The 21870-nt window shown below is 55.6% G+C and carries 10 protein-coding genes and 2 pseudogenes; 6 read left to right on the top strand and 6 right to left on the bottom strand.

Annotation, left to right across the window (positions count from 1 at the left end):
• Positions 1-91 precede the first annotated feature (91 nt).
• The 6 genes and pseudogenes from Q0775_RS20030 to Q0775_RS18755 all read right to left on the bottom strand — a co-directional run.
• A pseudogene (locus Q0775_RS20030) lies at positions 92-202 on the bottom strand (integrase core domain-containing protein); the annotation flags it as partial.
• 273 nt (positions 203-475) lie between these two features.
• Positions 476-781: a hypothetical protein gene (locus Q0775_RS18775; protein ID WP_298864766.1), complete on the bottom strand. Its 306-nt coding sequence runs from the start codon at positions 779-781 to the stop codon at positions 476-478.
• Positions 782-979: 198 nt separating this feature from the next.
• Positions 980-2146, bottom strand: coding sequence for a nucleotide sugar dehydrogenase (locus Q0775_RS18770; RefSeq protein WP_298864763.1), 1167 nt, complete (start codon positions 2144-2146; stop codon positions 980-982).
• Between the two features lie 24 nt (positions 2147-2170).
• Entirely contained in the window at positions 2171-3655 is a 1485-nt protein-coding gene (locus Q0775_RS18765; RefSeq protein ID WP_298864760.1) for a phosphomannomutase/phosphoglucomutase, read from the bottom strand.
• 147 nt (positions 3656-3802) lie between these two features.
• Entirely contained in the window at positions 3803-4669 is an 867-nt protein-coding gene (locus Q0775_RS18760) for an NAD(P)-dependent oxidoreductase (RefSeq protein WP_298864757.1), read from the bottom strand.
• A 338-nt stretch (positions 4670-5007) separates the two neighbouring features.
• Positions 5008-6105 (bottom strand): tyrosine-type recombinase/integrase, encoded by a 1098-nt coding sequence (locus tag Q0775_RS18755; RefSeq protein ID WP_298864754.1) that lies wholly within the window; start codon positions 6103-6105, stop codon positions 5008-5010.
• Positions 6106-6230: 125 nt separating this feature from the next.
• Here Q0775_RS18755 and Q0775_RS18750 point away from each other — a divergent pair, with 125 nt between their 5' ends.
• From Q0775_RS18750 to Q0775_RS18725, 6 genes and pseudogenes are all read left to right on the top strand, one after another.
• A complete protein-coding gene (locus Q0775_RS18750; RefSeq protein WP_298864751.1) occupies positions 6231-7193 on the top strand; it encodes a DUF1403 family protein in 963 nt (320 codons plus the stop codon).
• A complete protein-coding gene (locus Q0775_RS18745; RefSeq protein ID WP_298864748.1) occupies positions 7190-7789 on the top strand; it encodes an SMC-Scp complex subunit ScpB in 600 nt (199 codons plus the stop codon). The genes Q0775_RS18750 and Q0775_RS18745 overlap by 4 nt, the downstream gene beginning before the upstream one ends.
• Before the next feature lie 201 nt (positions 7790-7990).
• Positions 7991-8312: pseudogene (locus Q0775_RS18740) on the top strand (SMC-Scp complex subunit ScpB); the annotation flags it as partial.
• A 118-nt stretch (positions 8313-8430) separates the two neighbouring features.
• The gene (locus tag Q0775_RS18735) at positions 8431-14292 is read left to right on the top strand and encodes a Calx-beta domain-containing protein (protein ID WP_298864745.1); all 5862 of its coding nucleotides are present in this window, start codon (positions 8431-8433) and stop codon (positions 14290-14292) included.
• 56 nt (positions 14293-14348) lie between these two features.
• Positions 14349-15077, top strand: coding sequence for a hypothetical protein (locus Q0775_RS18730; RefSeq protein WP_298864743.1), 729 nt, complete (start codon positions 14349-14351; stop codon positions 15075-15077).
• Between the two features lie 2 nt (positions 15078-15079).
• Positions 15080-21817, top strand: a complete 6738-nt coding sequence (locus Q0775_RS18725) for a hypothetical protein (protein ID WP_298864741.1) — start codon at positions 15080-15082, stop codon at positions 21815-21817.
• Positions 21818-21870: the final 53 nt, after the last annotated feature.

The following is a 21870-nucleotide window of genomic DNA, read 5'->3' as shown; positions in this document are numbered from 1 at the left end:
TTAATATTAAAGTTAAATTTTTTCAAATAGTAATAAGCCGCGTGACTTACTTCCAGCAATCTGGACAGAATCTGGCGCTCTTAGCGACTGTTCACATCTGCTGATGGGCTGTGCTGTTTTTTTGCCAGTTGATCATAGCGGGTGAGTTGCCACCAAGGGCGGAATGTGGGCGCTTATGATTGTAGAAGTCGATCCACATGCTGACGCCTGTCTTCGTCTCCGATCAGATGCTCCGGTCATGCCGATCCCCCAAAACCGATTGAGATCAGGGCTGTCTCGGACCGGCCAGCAGAAAAGAGGTGGTTTGGGTTCTGTGATGGCTTGAGTTCCGTCATCATTGCCGCCGTGTGAGGTATAGGACGGCGAGCTTTTTGCCTACTATGGCTTTCATTTCCCCAGCTTATCATCTTACTGATGACACCGTAGATTAAGAAATTCCGACATAGACATAGCAGATGGGAAATCTCCCCAATTATCAGTTTAAGAGCTGCTGTAACCACTCAGAACCAAGTCCAAATAAGGCAAGTCCGAATACTGCAACAACCAAAGATACAATAACTAAAAGCCAGTCATGACCTGAGGTAGAACCAATTTTATTGAAGTCTGGGATCGAAAGATATGCTGCTGTAAGGCCTGCAAAGGCCACAATCCCGTTAAACCAAGGGATAGTCGTCTCGGGGTTAAAATTCTTCCACACAACAAAAAATATACCGAATGCCAACCCCACGGCAAAGCAAAGAGTTAGTATTCGAAATGTTGCGTTTGCATTTTTCTCTGTCATGTATTCCAACTTGAATTTAGGTGCGGTGTTGATTTTTCCTAACAACCCAAGGTAGTGCTTACAACAGAAAATCGTAATATATTCCAATTACTTATCTGGGGTGCAGTATGCTTTGTATTGATCTCAATCGTGCCTTGCGCTGCACAGGGTTCATATGCGCGTTGTTTGATATCTTACCGATAACCTACCCGCCGCCCGTCAATCCCCCCCAAACAGATCGCGGGTAAAGACCTTGTCGGCCACATCTTCCAGATCATCGGTTTTGCGATTGGCGATGATGACGTCGGCCTCGGCTTTGAAGGCGTCCAGATCGCGGATCACGCGGGAGTTGAAAAAGCGATCCTCTTCCATTGCAGGCTCATAGACAATGACTTCGACGCCTTTGGCCTTGATCCGCTTCATGATGCCCTGCACGGACGATTGGCGGAAGTTGTCGGAGCCTGATTTCATCACCAGACGGTAAACGCCCACTACGCGCGGTTTGCGGGCGATGATTTGTTCGGACAAGAAATCCTTGCGCGTGCGGTTGGCGTCCACAATGGCGCGGATCAGGTTTTGCGGCACTTCGGAATAGTTCGCCAGCAGCTGTTTGGTGTCTTTGGGCAGGCAGTATCCGCCATAGCCAAACGAAGGATTGTTGTAGTGGTCGCCGATGCGCGGATCGAGGCTGATGCCCTCAATGATCTGGCGGCTGTCGACACCGCGCGACATGGCATAGCTGTCAAGCTCGTTGAAAAACGCCACCCGCATGGCAAGGTAGGTATTGGCAAAGAGCTTGATCGCTTCGGCTTCGGAGGCGTCGGTGAATTTGACGGGAGCGGTTTTGTCTATCGCACCCTGCACCAGAAGATCGGCAAAGGCATGAGCGGCGGGCCCTGTATCGCCGACGATGATGCGGCTGGGATGCAGGTTGTCATAGAGTGCGCGGCCTTCGCGCAGGAATTCAGGCGAGAACATAATCCGGTCACTGCCCGTCTGGGCGCGCATACGCTCGGTAAAGCCGACGGGAATGGTGGATTTGATCACGATATGGGCTGTGGTGGTGCAGGCCAGCGCTTGGACAATGACTGCCTCGACGCTGGAGGTGTCGAAATAGTCATGCACGCTGTCATAGTCGGTGGGCGTTGCCACGATGATATAATCGGCATCCCGAAACGCGGCCTCCGCATCGGTGGTGGCCGTCAGGTTGAGATCGTGATTGGCAAGGAAGTCATCAATATCAGGGTCTACAATGGGGCTTTTGCGTGCATTGACCATGGCCACGCGATCCGGATTGATGTCTACGGCGATGACTTGATTATGTTGAGCAAGCAGAATTGCACCTGACAGCCCGACATATCCCAGACCTGCGACAGCGATTTTCATTTGTATGAATTCCTTTGGGAGGGCTTAGAACGTTTGGTCGTAATCGCCCACAGCAGGCTCTGTGCGGATCACGTCATCGACGGCTTTGAAAATCGCACGCAGCTCGGCTTCACTCTCGGAACTTTCGCAGACCACTACCAGATTTGGCGTGTTGGATGACGCACGTACCAGACCCCAGCTGCCGTTGTCGAGGATCACGCGGGCCCCGTTGACGGTAACGACCTGTGCTACTTTGCGCCCCGCAAATTCGGTTACCGTTTCCAGTTTGGAAACAATGCGCGCGAGGATGTCGTATTTTTCCTCATCGGCGGCATAGGGCGACATGGTGGGCATTGCATAGGTCAGGGGCAGGGCGCGGCGCAGGTCGGACATGGACATGTCGGGGTTGCGGTCCATCAGCTTGCAAATCTCGACAGCGACGCGCATGCCGCAGTCGTATCCACGGCCAATAGGTTCGGCCAGAAAGTAGTGGCCGGATTTCTCGAAACCGGCGAGTGCGCCGATTTCTTTCACGCGCCGCTTCATGTGGCTGTGGCCGGTTTTCCAGTAATCCGCCTTTGCGCCATTGGCGATCAATACGGGATCTGAGGCGTAAAGGCCGGTTGATTTCACGTCAGCCACAAAGGTGCTGTTTGGATATATCTTGGACAGATCACGCGCCATGATGACGCCGACCTTATCGGCAAAGATTTCTTCACCCTCGTCGTCCACCACACCGCAGCGGTCACCGTCGCCATCAAAGCCAAGGGCGAAATCAGCGCCAGAGGCTTTCACGCTCGCGCTCATATCATGGAGCATCTCCATGGCTTCGGGGTTGGGGTTATAGTGCGGGAACGTATAGTCCAGCTCGTTATGGCTCTCGACCACTTCGACACCGAGGCGGCGGAACAACTCAGGCGCGAAGGCCGCTGCTGTGCCATTGCCTGTGGCACAGACGACTTTGAGTTTGCGGGTCATTTTGAAGTCACCAACCAGATCATCAAGGTAGGCCTCGCGCACGCCCTCGACGAATTCGTATTTACCGCCCTCGCGCGTGACACCTTTGCCGTTCAGCACAATATCGCGCAGTTCGTTCATCTCGTCAGGGCCATGGGTCAGGGGGCGTTCAAACCCCATCTTGACGCCGGTCCAACCATTGGGATTGTGTGAGGCCGTCACCATCGCCACCGCAGGTGCGTCCAGATGGAACTGGGCAAAATAGGCCATAGGCGACAGGGCGGGGCCGATATCCTTGACGTGAATACCTGCCTGCATAAGCCCCAGCATCAGAGCGTTTTTGATGGTCAGCGAATAGTCGCGGTAATCGTTGCCCACAGCAATCACAGGCTCGATCCCGCGCTGGTGCATTTGTGTCCCAAGCCCAAGGCCTAGTGCGGTGATGCCAGGCAGGTTGATCGCTTCGGGGTACTGCCAGCGGGCATCATATTCCCGAAAACCGGTGGGCGCGATCATCGGGTCGCGCAAAAATTCCCATGTGTTGGGCGTGACTGTTGGAAGGGGCTTTTTCATGGGGCTCGATTTTCCATTATTCTTATTAGGAGATAGGGTAGCCACTTTGAGAAAAACCTTCAATCTGTCCGCGTGATGAAGCGTCTTTTGCAGGCTAAGTGTTCTTTGATTGCCTCAACGGATGGCGGGTTTGACGGCCAAGAAGGCTCAGTGCATTTGTCCATCGCCCAACATCCGCCATTGGCGAACAATTTCTGCGGGTGCTGACTCTTGCGGGTCAAACGGGTGCAAGGCGGTCAAGGCGGTGCAGTCGAGTGTGACATGTTGATGTGCGTTGCACTGTGTCGGGCGCAGTTCCAGGGGGATCTCGGCCGCCTGTGCCAAAGCCTGCATTGTGACGGGATGCGGTGCCGCAGTGTTGAGCGTTGCGGGCAGGGACGTGTCGGCTCGGGTGAGCGATACCATTACCCGTGCAAGGCTGTGCGGTCCGATATAGGAACGCAGAGGTGTACTCCCGTCGTGAAAGCAATCGAGGGGCAGTTTTTCATTCGGTTTGAGTGCGACCCCGCCAGATAATAGCGCATCCGCTCCTGCTACATTGCCGATACGCATGCAGCATAGCTCGATACCGTTTGCCAATGCCTGCGCACGGCAAGCAACCTCCATATCCCTCTTTGAGTGGCCATATGCACTCACGGGATCAAGGGGGGCATCCTCGTCAAAGGGGGTGTTGCTGTAGGTGCCGTAAACAGCCGAAGTGGAGGCCAGCAAAACCCGTGGTATCCCGAGATCTGCGGCGGCGTTCATACCTGCGGCGCCAATCAGACTGTTGAGGGCGAAATCAGCCCCCTGTTTTGGGACAATCCCCGACAGGATAATCATACAGTCAAAAGGGCCTGCATCAACCAAGGCTCGGGGTGGCTTTTGCAGGATGTTCCAAAGGATATCACCGGGCGCAAGTACAGGTGTCTGGCGCGTCTGGAAGGTGAATTCCACAGCGGTGTCCTGAGTGGCCAGTGCCGGCTGTGTCCATGCGCGGCGCAGCATTCTACCGATGCGGCCACTGCTCCCCAAAACAAGAATCCGTGTACATGTCACCTGCTGTAAGGGTCCAGAATATGCGGACCCGCACTGTTTGCTGCACAGTAAGGTTTGCGGTGCGCTACGCTGTTACCGGTCGTGCAGAGCGGGGAGGTGGCAGGCATGCAGGTAATCCTTGTCCTTTTATAGTCTTGAAACCGACCAAACATATGGCGGGTCTTACGTTGATTACGGCGTGTCGTAGGGTATGCCCATCCAACACTGGATCTTGCTCACGAAAGTATTGCTACTTGTAATCGGTAATCCACCTGACGATCAACCCGGTCGCCAGTCACACGCATGAAGCGATTTCTATCGCGAACCTGCCTGTACTAAAGCCCTGCGGCCTTTGTCAGGTTAACGCGGAACCGATCCCGCCGACGTTGATACCGCCGCGTCATCTCTGCCGATGCATGGCCAAGTTGCTTTTGAATGTAGCGTTCGTCGACGTCAGCGCTCGAAGCCAGGCCAGCCCGCAAGCTATGCCCGGAGAACAGCGCAAGGCGATCTTTCTCGGGCAACTCACTGCGGATACCCGCGTCCAGTACAGTTTGTTTGATCAACCGCGCCACGTGTTTATCAGAGAGGCGCGCATCAAGGGCGCGCCTGTTGTCACGGGTGGTGCGGCGGAACAGCGGGCCAAAATCGATGCGTGCAAAGTGCAGCCACCGTTCCAACGCCTGTACGGGGCAGGTTTGATCGCTCGATCCGCGGCCAATCTCGACCTCACGCCAACCGGTTTTGCCGCGCAGGAACAGCACCGCGCCGTCGTCCTCTATCTGCACCCAACCACCGCTGTCAGGGGTATCGTCCTTGCCGTGATCCAGGCTGACAATCTCGGATCGCCTAAGCCCGCCCGCATATCCGATCAGCAAAATCGCGCGGTCCCGCAAGCCACGCAGATCGAAGGGCAGGGAGGCGATCATCGCGCGGATATCCTCCGCTAGTACCGCTTCTTTCTGAACGGGTGGCCGCGCGTGCTTGCGCCGGATACCAGCAAGGACGGTCGCGATATGCCGGTCCTTGCGATCAAGCGTAAAGCCGCGCTGCTGGTAGTGCCAGGCAAGGCCAGACAGGCGGCGTTCGATGGTCGATACCGAGAGGGCAGGGGCCTTGGTATCGGGTGCCGCACAGTTCGCAATGTAGAGCCCGATCAGTTCCGGGCTCGGAGGCAACGCGTCTGCCCCCCGTCTGTGACACCAACGCATAAAGTGAGCCCAATCCTTTGCGTAGGCCTTTAGCGTGTTCTCAGATGTCGCCTGCTTCGCATAGTCGCGGGCAGTCTCAACCAGCCGATCGAGTGTGCCAGAACCAGCAACAAAGGTGGGGAGGCTTAGGGCCTCGCCGGAAGGCCGCAATCTATCGTCGCCCTCGTTGGGTGAGAAGGCGGTTGCTGGCTCTGAGCTTGATTTCTGGGGCTTTTGAGGCATGTCGCTGGGCATAGATTATAATGTCCGATAATGCAAACTTATTGGACATAGAGAAGACCTGTAAGGTGGGGCGGTTTATGAGCTATTTACTGGAAGTAAGCGCCGTCTTGGGATAGTGTCGGGACATGATTTATCAGTCTGGCACACTCTCTGACGACTTGAACACCCTACCGAAACTGCCCGCGTGGATCACGTCCGGACGGGCAGAAACGTTCGAGTCTGTGGCTTTTCGGTCCGGTTCGGCGCTGACAGTGTTGGATGCACTGATCTCTGATCCAACGCACGGCATGCCTGTCAAACTACTCGCCAACCGATTGGCGTTGAGTGCGGCTACGGCGTCCTCGAAACTGGAAGGGCGGTTGGCGCGGGAGGCGGATATTCGTGACGCCTATTATTTGACACCCAGAGGCGAAGCGCGCGGCCCGGACGGCGATCTGTTGGCGTTCTGGCGTGATGCGACGCGTATCAAGTTGACGGGGCGAGGCTGGTTATCCGAAGTGGCGGACCTGGTTCATAGGAACTTCGAAGGTGAGATCGCTGTCTGTTTGGTTGCCGGTACCATCCGCGCGAAAACTCACGGGCTGCTGGCGGGGTGTGTTGCGGTGATGCGTGCGGTTCTAGAGGTGGACGATCGGGCCGAGCGGGTCGCTTGTCTGCTCTCCGATATTGTGGTGGCGCAGGCATTGAATTGGACGTCAGTGGTACCTTTCACAGCACAAAAACTTACCAAAGCAATGTTGCGTGATCTGGTGGCGGACGTGCAGGGGGCGGAGCTGAATGTTCAGAAGCGCCTCTTGGAGTGCGTCGAGGACACGATCCGACAGTCGTGTGATTTTGCAACCAGAGCAACGGCGCTGCAAGCCATTGCTCCAAAGTTGCGTTCCAAAGGATCGGAGGTAGCCGTCGGGCTATTCCTGTCCGAAGATGCCGTGGCACCGTCGACCATGTTGTCGCCATTGATCCAGGGCAGCACCACTTCCATGACCGACCGTGCCGCGCGGCGGTTCTGCGACCGGCTTGTTGAATTGGGCGTTGCTCGCGAACTGACCGGTCGGGCGACGTTCCGGCTTTATGGGATTGCGCCATGACCTTCGCCAGCAAACGCAAGCGCCCGAAAGAGAAGGACGTCTCGGCGCGAGGTGACGTATTTGATCGTGAACTCGAGGATCTGGCACAGGAACTGCGCTGGCGCGAATGGATGGGGCGGATTGAAGCGGTCTTGTTTGCGAGTGCTACGCCGGTTGGCCGCGAGGACTTGTCGCGTGTGGTTGGGCAGGGGGCCTCGGTTGATATGCTCATAGAGGATATTCAGGTAGAATTGGTGGGGCGGTCCTATGAGTTGGCGGAGGTTGCTGGTGGCTGGATGCTCCGCACCAAGACGCAATTCGCGGATGCGATCAGGGCCGCAGCAGAGCTTGGCGATCAAACGCTTGCCTTCACCGAAAATGAGATGGGCGTACTTTGTGCCATTGCCTACTATCAGCCGATCGATCGGGCCGGACTCAAGGATATCTTTGGCAAAGACGTCAGCCGGGATCTTCTGGCGCGGTTGCGGTTCAAGGATCTGATTGCCAGCGGTCCAAGGGCGCCACGACCTGGTGCACCCCACACGTTTGTGACGACGGAGACGTTTCTGGTAGTATTTGATCTACCAAGCTTGAGGGATTTACCTGATTTTACATAAGGGTCAGGCAAATCAGCGTGGACATGATGAAGCAGCCACGCTGTTTTGGTGATTTACGCGGCTTTGCGACTGCCGCCACATGTGTCGACCGAAGTGGGGGTAATGCAATCAAGGCCACCAAGCAGTCGTTAAGGTCCACCAAAGCCAAAAGGAAGCCAGCTCATTTCGCTAAGAGCAAACAGGGCCGCCTATGTCGAAGTGATCCGTTCTGCTGCTGATGTGGGAGACCCGATACTGGCGCTGAGCGCATTTGATGTCTCGGTGCTGGCTGCTCGCTTGTCATCAGCTTATGACGTGCGACGGGTTGAAAGACATCTTTGGCAAGGAGATCTGCCGGACCCTGACAGGCCGCTTGCATGCACGCGGCCTGATCGGCACAGGCCCCCGCAGCCCCCAACGCGGTGCGCCCTATACTGTTGTGACAACAGGGCAGTTCTTATCTGCTTTTGATCTGGAAAGACTGCGCGATCTGCCAGAATGTGAACAGCTGGAGGATATGATGCCGAGCCAAAATAAAAGTTGATTTATATATTGAAAAATAAAGAAAAATTGATGATAAATTAAACAGAGGTATGACAATGCCGATTAAAAAATATGGTTATTTCTCATGCTTGGAGGGGGACCCTTTCTAAGGAATTTGAATGACCCGTGAAGTTATATTTACCCAAACCGATATTGATTTGGGGTCCGACAGCAGAAGCTATGACTTTACGCAGACAATTGGAAATTTGGGGGGGGATTGGGAGAGTGCCGATCTGCGCGCCTCTCTGCCCAACCCTTTTGGCGCTGATGTTGATGTGGCCTCTCTCACCTTTGATTATAAATTCTGGTCGCGGTTCGGGTTTGAGGTTGATTTTGCCGCGAGTTTGGGCAGCGCCAGTGTTGTGGCTCCTTTGCTTATTGATCTGGACCAACAGGCTGTGGCGCCAGATGATGTTGTTACCTTTGACACATCAGCGTGGAATTGGGGCAGCGGTGTCGTTGTCTCGAACGGGCCGTCCTATTCCCTTGATGTTGATTTTGTCACGGAACTGCTTTTTGCGGTCAGACCCGAAAGTGCCAGTGTAAATCTGGCACCTGATGAGGTTGGCGATGCATGGGCCAGTGCAGATATTGATCTGCCCAGTCTTCTGTATACTGAAAACCTCAATACCGGTTTCCGCTATGATTTGCTGTCGCTCGACAGTGACACGGGAGCCGAGGAAAGTTTCGAGATTGGCGATGTCACGTTCACCGCAGCACTGCCAACCACATTCGGGGCAGTCACCTCCGAGGCAGATGACTATGGTCCTAATGGGCAGGTCATTGCGGATTCCCTGTCGAACCCGATCTTCACCGCCGGTTTCAATGTGATCGACCTGCTTGAAAAGATAGCTCCCATCGCAGAGGTTTTGCGCAAAGAAATATCGACGCCGATTGGCGATCTGTCATGGACCGTGCTGGACATGACGGCCACCGCAGGTCTGCGCCTTGCCCAAGAGGTGCTGTTTGATCCCGGTGCGGTTCAGGTCAGGCTGACGGATCAGGCGACGGGTGCGCATCAGACAGGTCTGTTGGGGGAGAGTTTTGATTTCCTTGCCGGCGCGGATGATTTGAACATTACAGCCGAATTTGATTTGTCCGGGGCTGTGAGCACACGTTGGGGGCTGGCCCCTGAACTGGTCTTCGGCTTTGATACTTTGGGCGCATCGTTGTCATCTCCGATATTGGCGGATGACGTCACATTCGGGCCGTTTTCCGATGAATTCCGGTTCCAGTTTGATCCTGTCTATTTTCTGGACGGCCCCCTGCGCGACATTACTTTTGCCACGCAGACAGAGGTGTTCACAGTTGATGTCGACCCCGGGCTAGCGCTGGAACCAGCAGCCCCGCCGCCACAACCGGTAGCATCCGTTTTTGCGGGCGCATCAGTGATCGCGGGGCAAAGCATCGGCTTTTCCATCACGCTTGATCAGGTTGCAACACAAGCCACGTCTATCGGGTGGACCGCTTTTGGTTTGACTGCGGAAGCGGGTGATTTTGCCAGCGGTAACGGGTCTGTTACTATTGCGGCAGGACAGCGCAGTGCTACCGTTCAGATCGCCACCTATGGGGATGGCGATTTCGAGGATGAAACGATCGGGTTGCGTCTTACCTCGGCCAGTGGTGCGGTGCTGGGCTCCAGCCGTGAGGCTTACGCAACAATTATCGATCCCGACACAGCACCTGATGCCACACCTGCACCGCCGCCCCCGCCTTTGCCGGATGGCACAGCCGCGCCGACCATCGCACGGCCGGTTTTGTTTGCCACCCGCAATGATCGTGGCGACGAGGGGGAGGTCCTGTCGTTCGAGATAGTACTGGATAAAGATGCACCATCAGATGTGACGGTGTCCTACCGGATTGCAGGGATCACGTCGGAGCAGGGTGATGTTGGTATCACCCAAGGCACAGCAATCATCGCCGCTGGACGCCGCTCTGTCTTTGTTGATGTGCCTACAACGGTGGATGATGACGGCGACGACGAGCGTTTCCGCCTTGAGGTGATCGGGCTGGACGGCGCGGATATGAGCGCTGACACGACTGCGTTCGGGACGATTACGGATATCTATACGCCGCCGGCCACGCCGCCTGTGTTCGGGGCATTCAATGACGTGACGGTGGCTGAGGGCGCTGTTGCGCGGTTTGTTCTTGCGCTGGATGGCCCTGCCAACAATGACATGCGGCTGACCTATACCATCACTGATCTGACATCTGAAAACACCGACTATTACCCGATCGGCAATTACGAAACCACGGTTAGACGCGGCGATACACAGGCCGTGATCGAGGTCCAGACCCTCGCAGATACAGACAGCCGGGATGAGACATTCCGCATTGATTTGATCTCCAACAGTGGTGGGGATCTGCCGTTAGATACAAGCGCTATCGGCACCATTACCGATGATGATCCGGCCCCGCGTCAGCCGGTTGTGACAGTCACGGGATCCAGTGATCGCGAAGGGCGGGAGGCAACTTTTGCGTTTGATCTGGACTATAACCCGACCTTCTCCACGGTTCGTGTATTCTACCGTGTCGAGGGGGGGACTGCGACCGAGGGTATTGATTTTGCCGACAGACCGGGCCAGCAGTTCATTGATCTGGCAAGCGACACCCAAACTAAGACGCTAAGGGTGAACACATTCGGTGACACGCTGCCGGAGGATAACGAGACGATCCAGCTTATCATCGATCGCGTTGAGGGTGGTACGGCATCTGCGGCAGTGGTCAATGCGACGATCATAGATGATGATGTGCCCGGTGCGCCTTTGCCTGTGTATTATTTTGGCACACAAAGTGCGCCATTTGAGGGGGGTGCGCTGACATTCAGTCTCAAAGCGAATTATGCGCAGATCGGCGGGAGTGTGTTGAGCCAGGTGCACCTAAACGGATTGACCTTGGACGATGTGAATTCGGTTGTCGTTAATTATTCCGATACCAACAGTTCGGGTGTGTTGGGGTTCCGCACGGATACTTATCAAAAGGTGGGTGCCACGTGGCAGAACATGACTACGGGACAGAACTATGGTGCCATCGACACGCCAGTTTTCAACGTTCTGATCCATGAACGCGCGCTGCAGCTGGGCGGGGGCAGCACGATCGGCTTTACCATTAATACAGCCAACGACAGTGTCTATACTGGCGATAAAGTGTTTTTTGCAGACGGTGTTACTCTTGGTGGTCCCGCGACCTATGGCGGCAGCGTTTCAAATAACTCATGGAGTGGCACGGTGCGCGAAAACGATCCGCTGCCCCATGAGATCATCCTGTCCGACGCCGTTGTCGTCGAGGGCGGTACCGCACAGTCGACGCTCGCACTGGACCGCGCTGCGATTGCCAATCTGGTGGTGTCCTACAGGATCAGTGATGCGGACGGGACCGAAATCCTGACCGATACCGTGACAATTGCGGCAGGGGAAAATACCGCGGCAATCGTGCATCCGACTGTGGATGATACCATCGGCTCGGGGGATCAGACCCTCTCTGTTGAAATCCTGACCATAGCAGGCGCACAGGTCGAGATCATCTCGGGGCGCGCGCGCATTATCGTGCTGGAAAACGATGCAATGACGCAAGTCGGCACCGATCAGGCCGAGCGGATCACAGGCGGCAGCGAGAATGACCTGCTGTCAGGGCTGGCTGGCGCGGATGTTATCGAAGGGCGCAGTGGTGATGATACGGTGCAGGGGGGTGAAGGCGGTGACCGCCTGTCGGGTGGCGCAGGGCGTGATATGCTGTCCTACAGCGCCTCGACCAGCGGGGTGAATGTATCTTTGCTGACCGGTTTTGCTGCGGGGGGCGATGCGCAGGATGATCGCATCTCGGGCTTTGAAGGGATCACTGGATCGGGGATGCAAGATACCCTGTCAGGCGATCTTGGACATAATATGCTTTTGGGTGGTGGCGGAGATGATCTGTTGCGCGGGCGTGCGGGACAAGACCGCATTGATGGCGGTGCGGGGCGTGATACGGCAACCTATTCGGACAGTGCAGCAGGCGTAAATATCTCGTTGTTGACGGGCTATATCGCGGGTGGGGATGCGGCAGGCGATGTGCTGTCGGGGATTGAAAACCTGACAGGTAGTCAGGTTGATGACCGCCTCAGTGGGGACGCAGAAGGCAACATTCTGTCAGGGGGTGCAGGGGACGACATCTTGCGTGGACGTGGCGGAGCGGACACGCTGATTGGTGGCGCTGGGATGGACTGGGCTGATTATGCCGATAGTGCCGGATGGGTGAACGCATCGTTGCTGACGGGGTATGCGGGGGGCGGTGCGGACAATCATGCAAGTGCTGACCGTTGGATAGGGATCGAGAACCTGACAGGGTCACGCTTTGGCGACCGGCTGAACGGGGACCACGGGAACAACATCCTGCGTGGTGGCGAAGGAGCTGATGTCTTGAACGGTTATGGCGGCTCGGACTGGGCCGATTACAGCGACAGTGTTTCCTTTGTAAACGTATCACTGTCAACGGGATTTGCTGGAGGGGGTATAGGATCGGCTGCCTTGGGCGACAAATGGATGTCGATCGAAAACCTGATCGGCTCAAACTTTGCCGACCGCCTGAATGGCAATAACGACGACAACATTCTTGCAGGTGGTGCCAGTGCGGACAGCCTGAACGGCAATGGCGGATTTGACACAGCTGACTATGCGCAATCTGAGGGCTTTGTGAATGTCTCCTTGCTGACGGGATATAGCGGGGGCGGGACTGGTAGCCATGCGGCGGGTGATACATTCTCTGGTATAGAAGCGTTGCGCGGATCGCGCTTTGCGGACCGTCTGAACGGGGACAATGGCGCGAATGTGCTGGCGGGCGGATTGGGTGCAGACACGCTTCAGGGGAATGGCGGCGAGGATACGCTGGATTATTCCGGATCCGCAGGACATGTCGATGTCTCGTTGTTGGCGGCATATGCTTGGGGGGCACAGGACAGCGACGCACGCGGTGATGTGATTGCAGGGTTCGAGAACATCTGGGGCAGTGCGCAGGATGACAGTCTAACGGGCGATCACAGTGACAACACATTGGCCGGTAATGGTGGAGAAGACCTTTTGGCTGGACTGGGCGGCGGTGATGTTCTGGCGGGCGGTGGCGGGCAGGATTGGGCCAGCTATGCGGCTTCGGGCAGTTTTGTGAACATCTCGCTTGCGACCGGCTTTGCGGGTGGTGGTTCGGACAGTCACGCACGCGGGGACAGTTGGATCAGTATCGAGAACCTGATTGGTTCGCATCATGATGATATTCTGAACGGGGATCAGGGCGCCAATATCTTGCGCGGGGGCCTTGGTGCGGATGTCCTGCGCGGTTATGGCGGCATGGACACTGCCGATTATTCGACCAGCGCTGCGTTTGTGAACATCTCGCTTGCTTCGGGATTTGCGGGTGGTGGTGCAGGCGGTGATGCGATTGGCGACAGTTGGGAGGGGATCGAGAACCTGCGCGGCTCGCGGTTTGCCGACCGGTTGAACGGGGATGCTGGCGCAAATGTATTGGAGGGCAAAGCCGGTGGTGATGTCCTCGATGGCAATGGCGGTTCGGACTGGGCGAGCTATGCGTCCTCTGCTGGCGGTGTGAACGTATCTCTGCTGACGGGGTTTGCTGGTGGTCAATCAGGCTCTCATGCGGTTGGCGATACATTTATCCAGATCGAGAACCTCACAGGGTCGGTATATGCAGATATTCTGAACGGGGATCATGGCGCCAACCGTCTTGACGGTGCAGGTGGCAATGATGTGTTGCGCGGGTATCTGGGGGCGGATTTGTTCGTCTTTACCGACGGGTTTGGTCAGGATGTAATTGCAGATTTTCAGGATGGCATGGACCTGCTGGACTTCTCTATGCATTCGGGGGTCACAGGTATTGATGATCTGATGATCCGCGACAGCGGCGCGGACGCGCAGGTCTGGGACGGGGCTGGAAATATAGTCACGGTGCGCGATGCCGCAGGCCTATTAGATGTAGGCGATTTTGTGTTTTAGAGTGGCTTTGAGAATAGGATTTCCTTAAGGTGATTTGAGAAAATACTATGATATTTATGAAAAAATTTGCTTTACTGATCTGTACAATTGCATTGCTGAGGGGTGGTGCCGTTTATGGTCAGTCCGAGGATAATATGCACTGTAACGAAATGGTATTGAGTAAAAGTATTTATTTTGAGTTGGAAAAGAAGACTTCGGATTTTGTTGGTAAAACGGCTGAAGAGGTTAAGAACGGCTTTCAACGTGTGGGGCATTTCAGCTTTGGCTTTGAACGGCAACTCTCAGGCACGTCTGGCCGTAAATATGACCTCTATTCTGCTTCACAGGACGGATTGCAAATATTTGCAGCCTTCGAGCGTGACGGCGAGCAGGTAAAAAACACGCATATACGTGCTTATTTCATGTCCGGTGCCCATGTGAACGTTGCTGATGCTCTGGGTCCTGAATGTTTTCTGGAAGAAAAAGACTATGCCGACTTTATCCACCGAAAGTTTCCGGCGGGTGATGCTGATGCGGATAACTTTTTGGAGTTTGCCAAAGCAACAGGGCTGGTTTTGCACCGTGAAACGCCAGACGAGGTGGTCCTGTTTCAAGGGCCTTTCCCGCTTGCCAGTTTTGAGGCGGATATTGGTGGAAATATGTCTCCCAACCTTCCCAAAGGGGTCTGCATTACAGTTGATCCGCAGAGCCGGATAATTACCGGATATAATAAACCCCATGAATGCAAAATTGATATGGCGCTGCTTGCACGCCAGTTTGACGATGAATTGAATAAGGAAAAGTAATTATGTCGGAAATTAGAATTGAGGCATATCCGGTCCCAGGCTCTAATGGCGCCGGTCACCTTTATTTGGTGCATGTCGATGATACGGGGCAGGAGTCGGTCATTCGTGGTGGCTATTCAGGGACTGTGCCGTTCTTTGGTGATCTGATTTTGAATATCGATGAGCCTCTTCAGACGATTGATCAAGGTGATCAACGTCCCGACACTGATGCTGCGCGTGCCGAAAGGGGCAGTGTCGTTCTTGATCTTGAGGGGCGTGATGCCGACAAGCTGTGGGACCAGCTTATCGGGATGTCCGAGCAAATGAACGATGCTGAAATAGATTACGATCCTGATCCACCTGCGGCGCGTTCGAACGGTGTTAACAGCAACTCGACAATCGCGTCGTTACTTGATGCGATTGGCATCGATGTGAACGATACTTTTCCAGACAACCCCGTTGGCATTGATGATGATAACAGAGGGTCCGACGGAGAGTACCCAGGCGCAGGTCAAGGAGGGCGGCTGACTGATCTGCTTGTCGAATACATGGCCGAAAACATCTCCGAAGAGGATCTGGTCACCCTGTATCTTAATGGCGACCTGCCCCCAAGGCTGGTTTTTCTGGTCGCAGAAGAGGGCGACCAAACCATCGGTGATTTCTTTGACTTCATCGAAAGCCAATACGGTCAATCCCTCCAGCCGCCGCGCGATCCTCTTATTGTGGACCTTGGCCCCAACGGCATCACGCTCAAATCCATGGCCGACAGTGGTGTGTTCTTTGATATGGACAATGACGGCTTTGCCGAGGCCACGGGCTGGCTGACGGGCGAAGACGGGTTTGTTGCGATTGACGAGAACGGCAATGGTATCATCGACAATGTGGGCGAGCTGATCGGCGATCCCGGCCAGTCGGGTTTCGCCGAGTTGGCGACCTATGACAGCAACAACGACGGCACCATTGATTCCAGCGATGCGATTTGGTCGGATCTGCGCATCTGGCGCGATCTGAACGAGGACGGTGTTACCGATGCGGGCGAATTGCAAAGCCTTGCGGCCAACGGGGTGGCCTCGTTCGGTTTGAACTTTACCACCGTGAACTTTACCGCAGCTGAAAACCTGATCCACGAGCAGGGATCGTATACCACCACCGCAGGCACGCAGCGCTTGCTGGTGGATGTCTGGATGCAGACCGACAGCGTCAATACCTATACCCAAGGCAGTGTGCCGCTCTCGGCGGCGGCTGAAAGCCTGCCCAATGTGCGCGGATACGGTACGCTGGCCAATCTGCAAGAAGCGATGACGATAAATGCCTCGCTGTTGTCACTGGTGCAAAGTTTCCAGACCCTGACACCATCACAGTTTGGTCAGGTCCGCGAGCGGATCGAGGCGATCATGATCGAATGGGCCGGAGCCACAGGGATCGACCCTGCCAGCCGCGGCGGCAATTTTGATGCACGTCAGTTGGCCGTTCTGGAGGCGATGACCGGAACGCCGTGGATTCAGGCCGGCACCAACCCGCCACAGACCAACCCCCCCGCCTTTGCTGTGGGTAATCTGGAAGCGGCATGGGCCGAGACCATGGACCAGTTTGCGGCACGCTTTTTGACCGTGGGTCCGATGGCGGGTGCGCTGACGGGGCTTGTCTATTCAGTGAATGTTGACCGCTTGTTCGGACTGCAAGACTTCGAGATCTATGTCGAAGCTGTTGACGCGCTTGTGCCGCAAGACGAGGTGCGCAATATCCCTGCCTATCTTGGCGAGATGGAAAATGCGCTCCGCTTTATCGGGCAATCCAACGGCGTGTCCAACAGCGAGATCAACACGCAGATCAATGCCTTGCTGGAGACCTACGGGCTGGACCATATCAGCGGTGATTTGACGGATGCGATTGAGGATTTGCGTCTGGCCGGGGGCGGCGAGCGTGCGTTTGACGAGCGCGGTGTCTATCTTCTGGGAGAGCTGGATAACATCGCTACAATCGAGACAAGCGGTGTCGCCGTGTATTCTGGCTCTGGCGATGATTTTCTGGAAGTCACAAGCAGCTCGACCGCTCTGCTCTCGGGTGGGGGCGGAACGGATGTTCTGATCGGAAGCAACAGCGCTGACTATCTTGATGGCGGATCGGGTGCGGATTGGATGGAGGGGCGCTCGGGGAGTGACCGTTACTTTGTCGATAACCTTTCCGATATTGTTGTCGAAGACAGCTCGAGTGGCGGCACAGACGAGGTCTTTGCCAGCGTCGATTTCACCTTGTCCGATTATGTGGAAAACCTGACGTTCACCGGAACGGCCAATCTGGACGGGGTCGGCAACACACTTGGAAATACCTTGCGCGGCAATGCCGGGGCGAACCGGTTTGAAGGAGGCGCCGGCAACGACACTTATTATGTCGGGGCAGGCGATACTGTGATTGAACGGAGCGGTGAAGGGACTGACCTTGTGAATTCCGACACCAGCTTTGTGCTGGGCAGCGCGATTGAAAACCTCACACTGACGGGCAGTGCGGGTATCAATGCGACCGGTAATGCACAGCGCAATACGATCTACGGGAACACGGGCGATAATGTACTGAATGGTGGGGCTGATTATGACCGCATGTACGGGCTTGCCGGTGATGACACCTATATCTTTGACAACACAAACGACAGCGCAAGCGAGTCTGCGAATGCGGGGTATGACCGTATCATTTCTTCGGTTTCGGTCAGTTTGGGTAGCAATATGGAAGCTCTTCGCCTGACAGGTTCGGAAGACCTTGATGGCTATGGCAACGGGTTCGACAACTTCATCGAAGGCAATGCGGGCGACAATCTGATCAACGGCTACGATGGTGCGGATACGATGCTGGGTGGTGGCGGTGATGATACCTACTATGTGGATGATGCGGGTGACAGGATCGAGGAAAGTCAGAACCGAGGCGATGACAACGTTATCTCCGAAATAAGCACATGGACACTGGCGGCGAACCTCGAAAATCTCAGCTTTAACAGTTATTCTGTAGGTCTGAGCGGTACAGGCAATGCCAGCGACAACTTCATCGAAGGGCGAAGCCAGAATGATACGCTGGCTGGTTCCGGTGGTAATGACACGCTCGAAGGGTCGAGTGGCGACGACAGTTTGATCGGTGGTCAGGGCGATGACTTGCTGGATGGTGGTAGTGGTGCCGACACGATGGTCGGCGGCGACGGCAATGATACCTATCTCATCGACAATGCGGGTGACGTGGTGGTGGAGCAGGCCGCAGGTGGCATCGACACAATCGTAATCAACACCTCTATTTTCACGCTTGTTGATGACATCGAAAATATTACATTCGCCAATAACGGGCAATATGATGCCAACGGGAACGCTGCCGATAATATCATCATGGGCAATGACTATCACAACGTCATTGACGGTCAGGGCGGCAGTGACACCATGTTCGGTGGACGGGGGAACGACACGTTCACTGTGGACAGTATCGGTGACAAGGTCATCGAATACTCTAACGCAGGTACAGACGAGGTTCGCAGTTTTGTGAACCATGCATTGTCCGGCAACATCGAGCGGCTGACATTGTTGGGCAACACGGCGACCCATGCCATGGGCAACCAGCGCGACAATACCTTGACGGGAAATGCCCTGAATAACGTGCTGACCGGAAACGGGGGCAGCAATACGCTGGCTGGTGGATCAGGCAGTGACCGGTTTGTCCTGATCGAAGCCGTTCAGGGAGAAATTGACACAATCACCGATATGACTGTTGGAGCAGGGGGAGACATTATTGATGTGTCTCGTCTGCTGGATGCTGCGGGCTACACAGGCAGTGACCCCTTTGCCGATGAAGTTCTGCGTGTGACGGGTGGGACCACATATGCCTATCTCCAGTTCAATTATGACTGGGACGAGGCGGGAAGTACGGATTGGCGTGAGATTCTTTATGTGACGGATGTGTCCGAAACAGACTTGGCGACCAATGCGCGTTTCGAGACGTCCAGCAGCCCCAATCTTGCACCTGTTGTTGTTCTGGAAGACCGCAATATTTTCATCGAGCAGGGGTCTGCGCTGCGTCTTGATCTGGGGCAAAACACCATTGTCGATTTTGACGATCCTGATCTCGACTGGTCCGTGGTTGGAGCATTGCCAAGCTGGATGGCCTTTAGCAGCTATGCGGACCGCCTGTTTGGTCGAGGGCCGCAAAACTATGGCGAAAATGATGTCCGGCTGCGGGCCACAGATTCAGTTGGGCAAACTGCCGAGATTGACCTGTCTGTCTGGTCGGTGCGTACTGACCTTGGAGAGATCAGGACAGATGGTTCGGAGCTGGCCGATACAATCATCGCCAGCTCGGGACGTAACCTGATCAACGCGCTGGACGGTAATGACCATGTCTCCGGTGGCAATGCCATAGACCGGATTTTGGGCGGTGAGGGGAATGATGTCCTGCTGGGTTTTGGCGGTGATGACCGGCTTTATGGCGGGGCGGGGCGCGACACGCTGGCAGGCGGGGTCGGGGCAGACCGTCTTGATGGTGGCAGTTCTACCGATCTTGCCGACTACAGCGCTTCGAATGCCGCAGTTAATGTGAGCCTGCTGACAGGGTTTGCAGCGGGAGGTCATGCGGCAGGCGATACATTTGTGTCGATCGAAAGTTTGAAGGGCAGCCGGTTCGATGATATTTTGAACGGGTCGAACGGCGCGAGCGTGTTGGAAGGCGGTCAGGGTGCTGACGTACTGCGCGGCAATGGCGGCAATGACACGGCGAGCTATCTAAGCTCGAACGCGGGCGTGAACGTGAGCCTTTCGTCGGGCTATGCGGCAGGCGGTGATGCAACGGGAGATGTCTTTTTCAGCATCGAACACCTCACGGGTTCGGCCTTTGACGACCAGCTTTCGGGGGATGGAACAGCGCAGGCGCTCACGGGGAGTTTTGGCGATGACCTGTTGCGCGGACGCGGAGGCGCCGACCGTCTGTATGGTGGCGATGGCAGCGATACGGCCAGCTACTCCGATGCTGTGGATGCGGTAAACGTCAGCCTGCAAACTGGCTACACAGCAGGTACGCATGCCGCGGGGGACACATTCTTTTCCATCGAAAACCTGACGGGCAGTAGGTTTGAGGACCGTCTGACAGGCACTGACGGGCAGAACGTTCTGGAAGGCGGTGCGGGGGCAGATATTCTCAACGGCAGGTCAGGGAATGACATCGCGAGCTATGCGGGTTCAGGGGCTGCTGTAAACGCGAGCCTGCTGACCGGTTATGTGGCTGGTGGCGACGCGGTTGGAGATACGTTCATCTCTATCGAAGGGCTACGTGGATCGCGGTTTGCCGATATCCTCAATGGCTCAAACGGCACCAATACCCTCGAAGGGGGGCGTGGTGCAGATACGCTCAACGGGAATGGTGGAACCGATACTGCCAGTTACAGCACCTCAAGTACGGGTGTGAATGTGAGCCTTGCGTCCGGATATGCCGCAGGTGGTGATGCACTCGGCGATGTGTTCATCTCTATCGAGAATCTGATCGGTTCGCGCTTTGGCGACCAGCTTTCAGGTGATGCGACTGCACAGTCGCTTGAGGGCGGCTCTGGTGACGACTTGCTGCGTGGGCGTGGCGGTGCAGACCGGCTTGACGGGGGGGACGGCACAGATACCGCCAGTTATTCGGATGCGGGATCTGCAGTGAACGTCAGCTTGTTGACGGGATATACAGCAGGCACCGATGCTGTGGGGGATGTATTCGTTTCGATCGAAAACCTGCAGGGCAGTGTGCATAATGACATCCTCAACGGCTCGGCTGTGGGCAATACCCTTTCGGGCGGTGCAGGTGCGGATACCTTGCGCGGCTATGATGGTGATGACCTGTTGATCGGTGGGACGGGTAGTGATGACCTGCAAGGTGGCGCAGGACTGGACGTCGTGAGCTATGCGACATCCGGAGCGGGCGTGAATGTCAGCCTGCTGACCGGCTATAGCGGGGGAGGGGATGCGGCTGGTGACAGCTTTACCTCGATCGAAGGCTTCCTGGGCTCGCGCTTTGCCGATATTCTGAATGGATCTAACGCGGACAACATTCTGGAGGGGGGCCGTGGCGGAGATACGCTGCGGGGCAACGGCGGGTCTGATACGGCCAGCTATGCAGCCTCGGAGAACTTCGTAAACGTCAGTCTTGCCACAGGTTTTGCGGGGGGCGGGAGCAGCAGCCATGCAATTGGCGATACGTTCTTGAGCATCGAAAACCTGATCGGCTCGCGCTTTAACGATATCCTGAACGGATCGGATGAGGACAATATTCTCGAAGGTGGCGCAGGGGCGGACGTGCTGCAGGGCTATGGGGGAACAGATACTGTCAGCTATGCGTCCTCTGAGGGGTTTGTAAACGTCAGCCTTGCAACAGGCTTTGCGGGCGGCGGTTCCGGCAGCCATGCCATCCTCGACAGTTTCAACAGCATCGAGAATATCATCGGGTCGGATTTTGATGATCTGATTAACGGCAGCAGTGGTGCCAATACGCTCAAGGGTGGTTTGGGTAATGACCAACTGCGCGGATATGGCGGGGCAGACCTGTTTGTATTCGGAAACAATTTTGGAACGGATATCATTCTGGACTATCAGGACGGTCTGGACTTGATGATGTTTGAGGGTCTGGCCGGCGTGAACAGCTTTGCTGATATCAGTGTTGCCGACGATGGCGCCGATGTGCGTATCAGTGCGCAAAACAATCTGATTATTCTCACCGGTCAGGCAGGCAACATTGATGTGGATGACTTCCTGTTTTCATAGAGGCCTGTAGGGCTGGGCGTTTCAGGGGGTGTGGCGGGATCTTCTTGCAGGAT

Origin of the sequence: uncultured Sulfitobacter sp. (assembly GCF_947499945.1) — a bacterium.
Classification (GTDB): Bacteria; Pseudomonadota; Alphaproteobacteria; order Rhodobacterales; family Rhodobacteraceae; genus Sulfitobacter.
Note: the sequence above shows the minus strand (reverse complement) of the source record. Positions and strands in the feature narration are given on the sequence as shown.

Coding starts and splice junctions, on each gene's coding strand:
- Q0775_RS18735 (WP_298864745.1), top strand. CDS start 8,431: ATGACCCGTGAAGTTATATTTACCCAAACCGATATTGATTTGGGGTCC.
- Q0775_RS18755 (WP_298864754.1), bottom strand. CDS start 6,105: ATGCCTCAAAAGCCCCAGAAATCAAGCTCAGAGCCAGCAACCGCCTTC.
- Q0775_RS18730 (WP_298864743.1), top strand. CDS start 14,349: ATGAAAAAATTTGCTTTACTGATCTGTACAATTGCATTGCTGAGGGGT.
- Q0775_RS18765 (WP_298864760.1), bottom strand. CDS start 3,655: ATGAAAAAGCCCCTTCCAACAGTCACGCCCAACACATGGGAATTTTTG.
- Q0775_RS18725 (WP_298864741.1), top strand. CDS start 15,080: ATGTCGGAAATTAGAATTGAGGCATATCCGGTCCCAGGCTCTAATGGC.
- Q0775_RS18770 (WP_298864763.1), bottom strand. CDS start 2,146: ATGAAAATCGCTGTCGCAGGTCTGGGATATGTCGGGCTGTCAGGTGCA.
- Q0775_RS18745 (WP_298864748.1), top strand. CDS start 7,190: ATGACCTTCGCCAGCAAACGCAAGCGCCCGAAAGAGAAGGACGTCTCG.
- Q0775_RS18750 (WP_298864751.1), top strand. CDS start 6,231: ATGATTTATCAGTCTGGCACACTCTCTGACGACTTGAACACCCTACCG.
- Q0775_RS18775 (WP_298864766.1), bottom strand. CDS start 781: ATGACAGAGAAAAATGCAAACGCAACATTTCGAATACTAACTCTTTGC.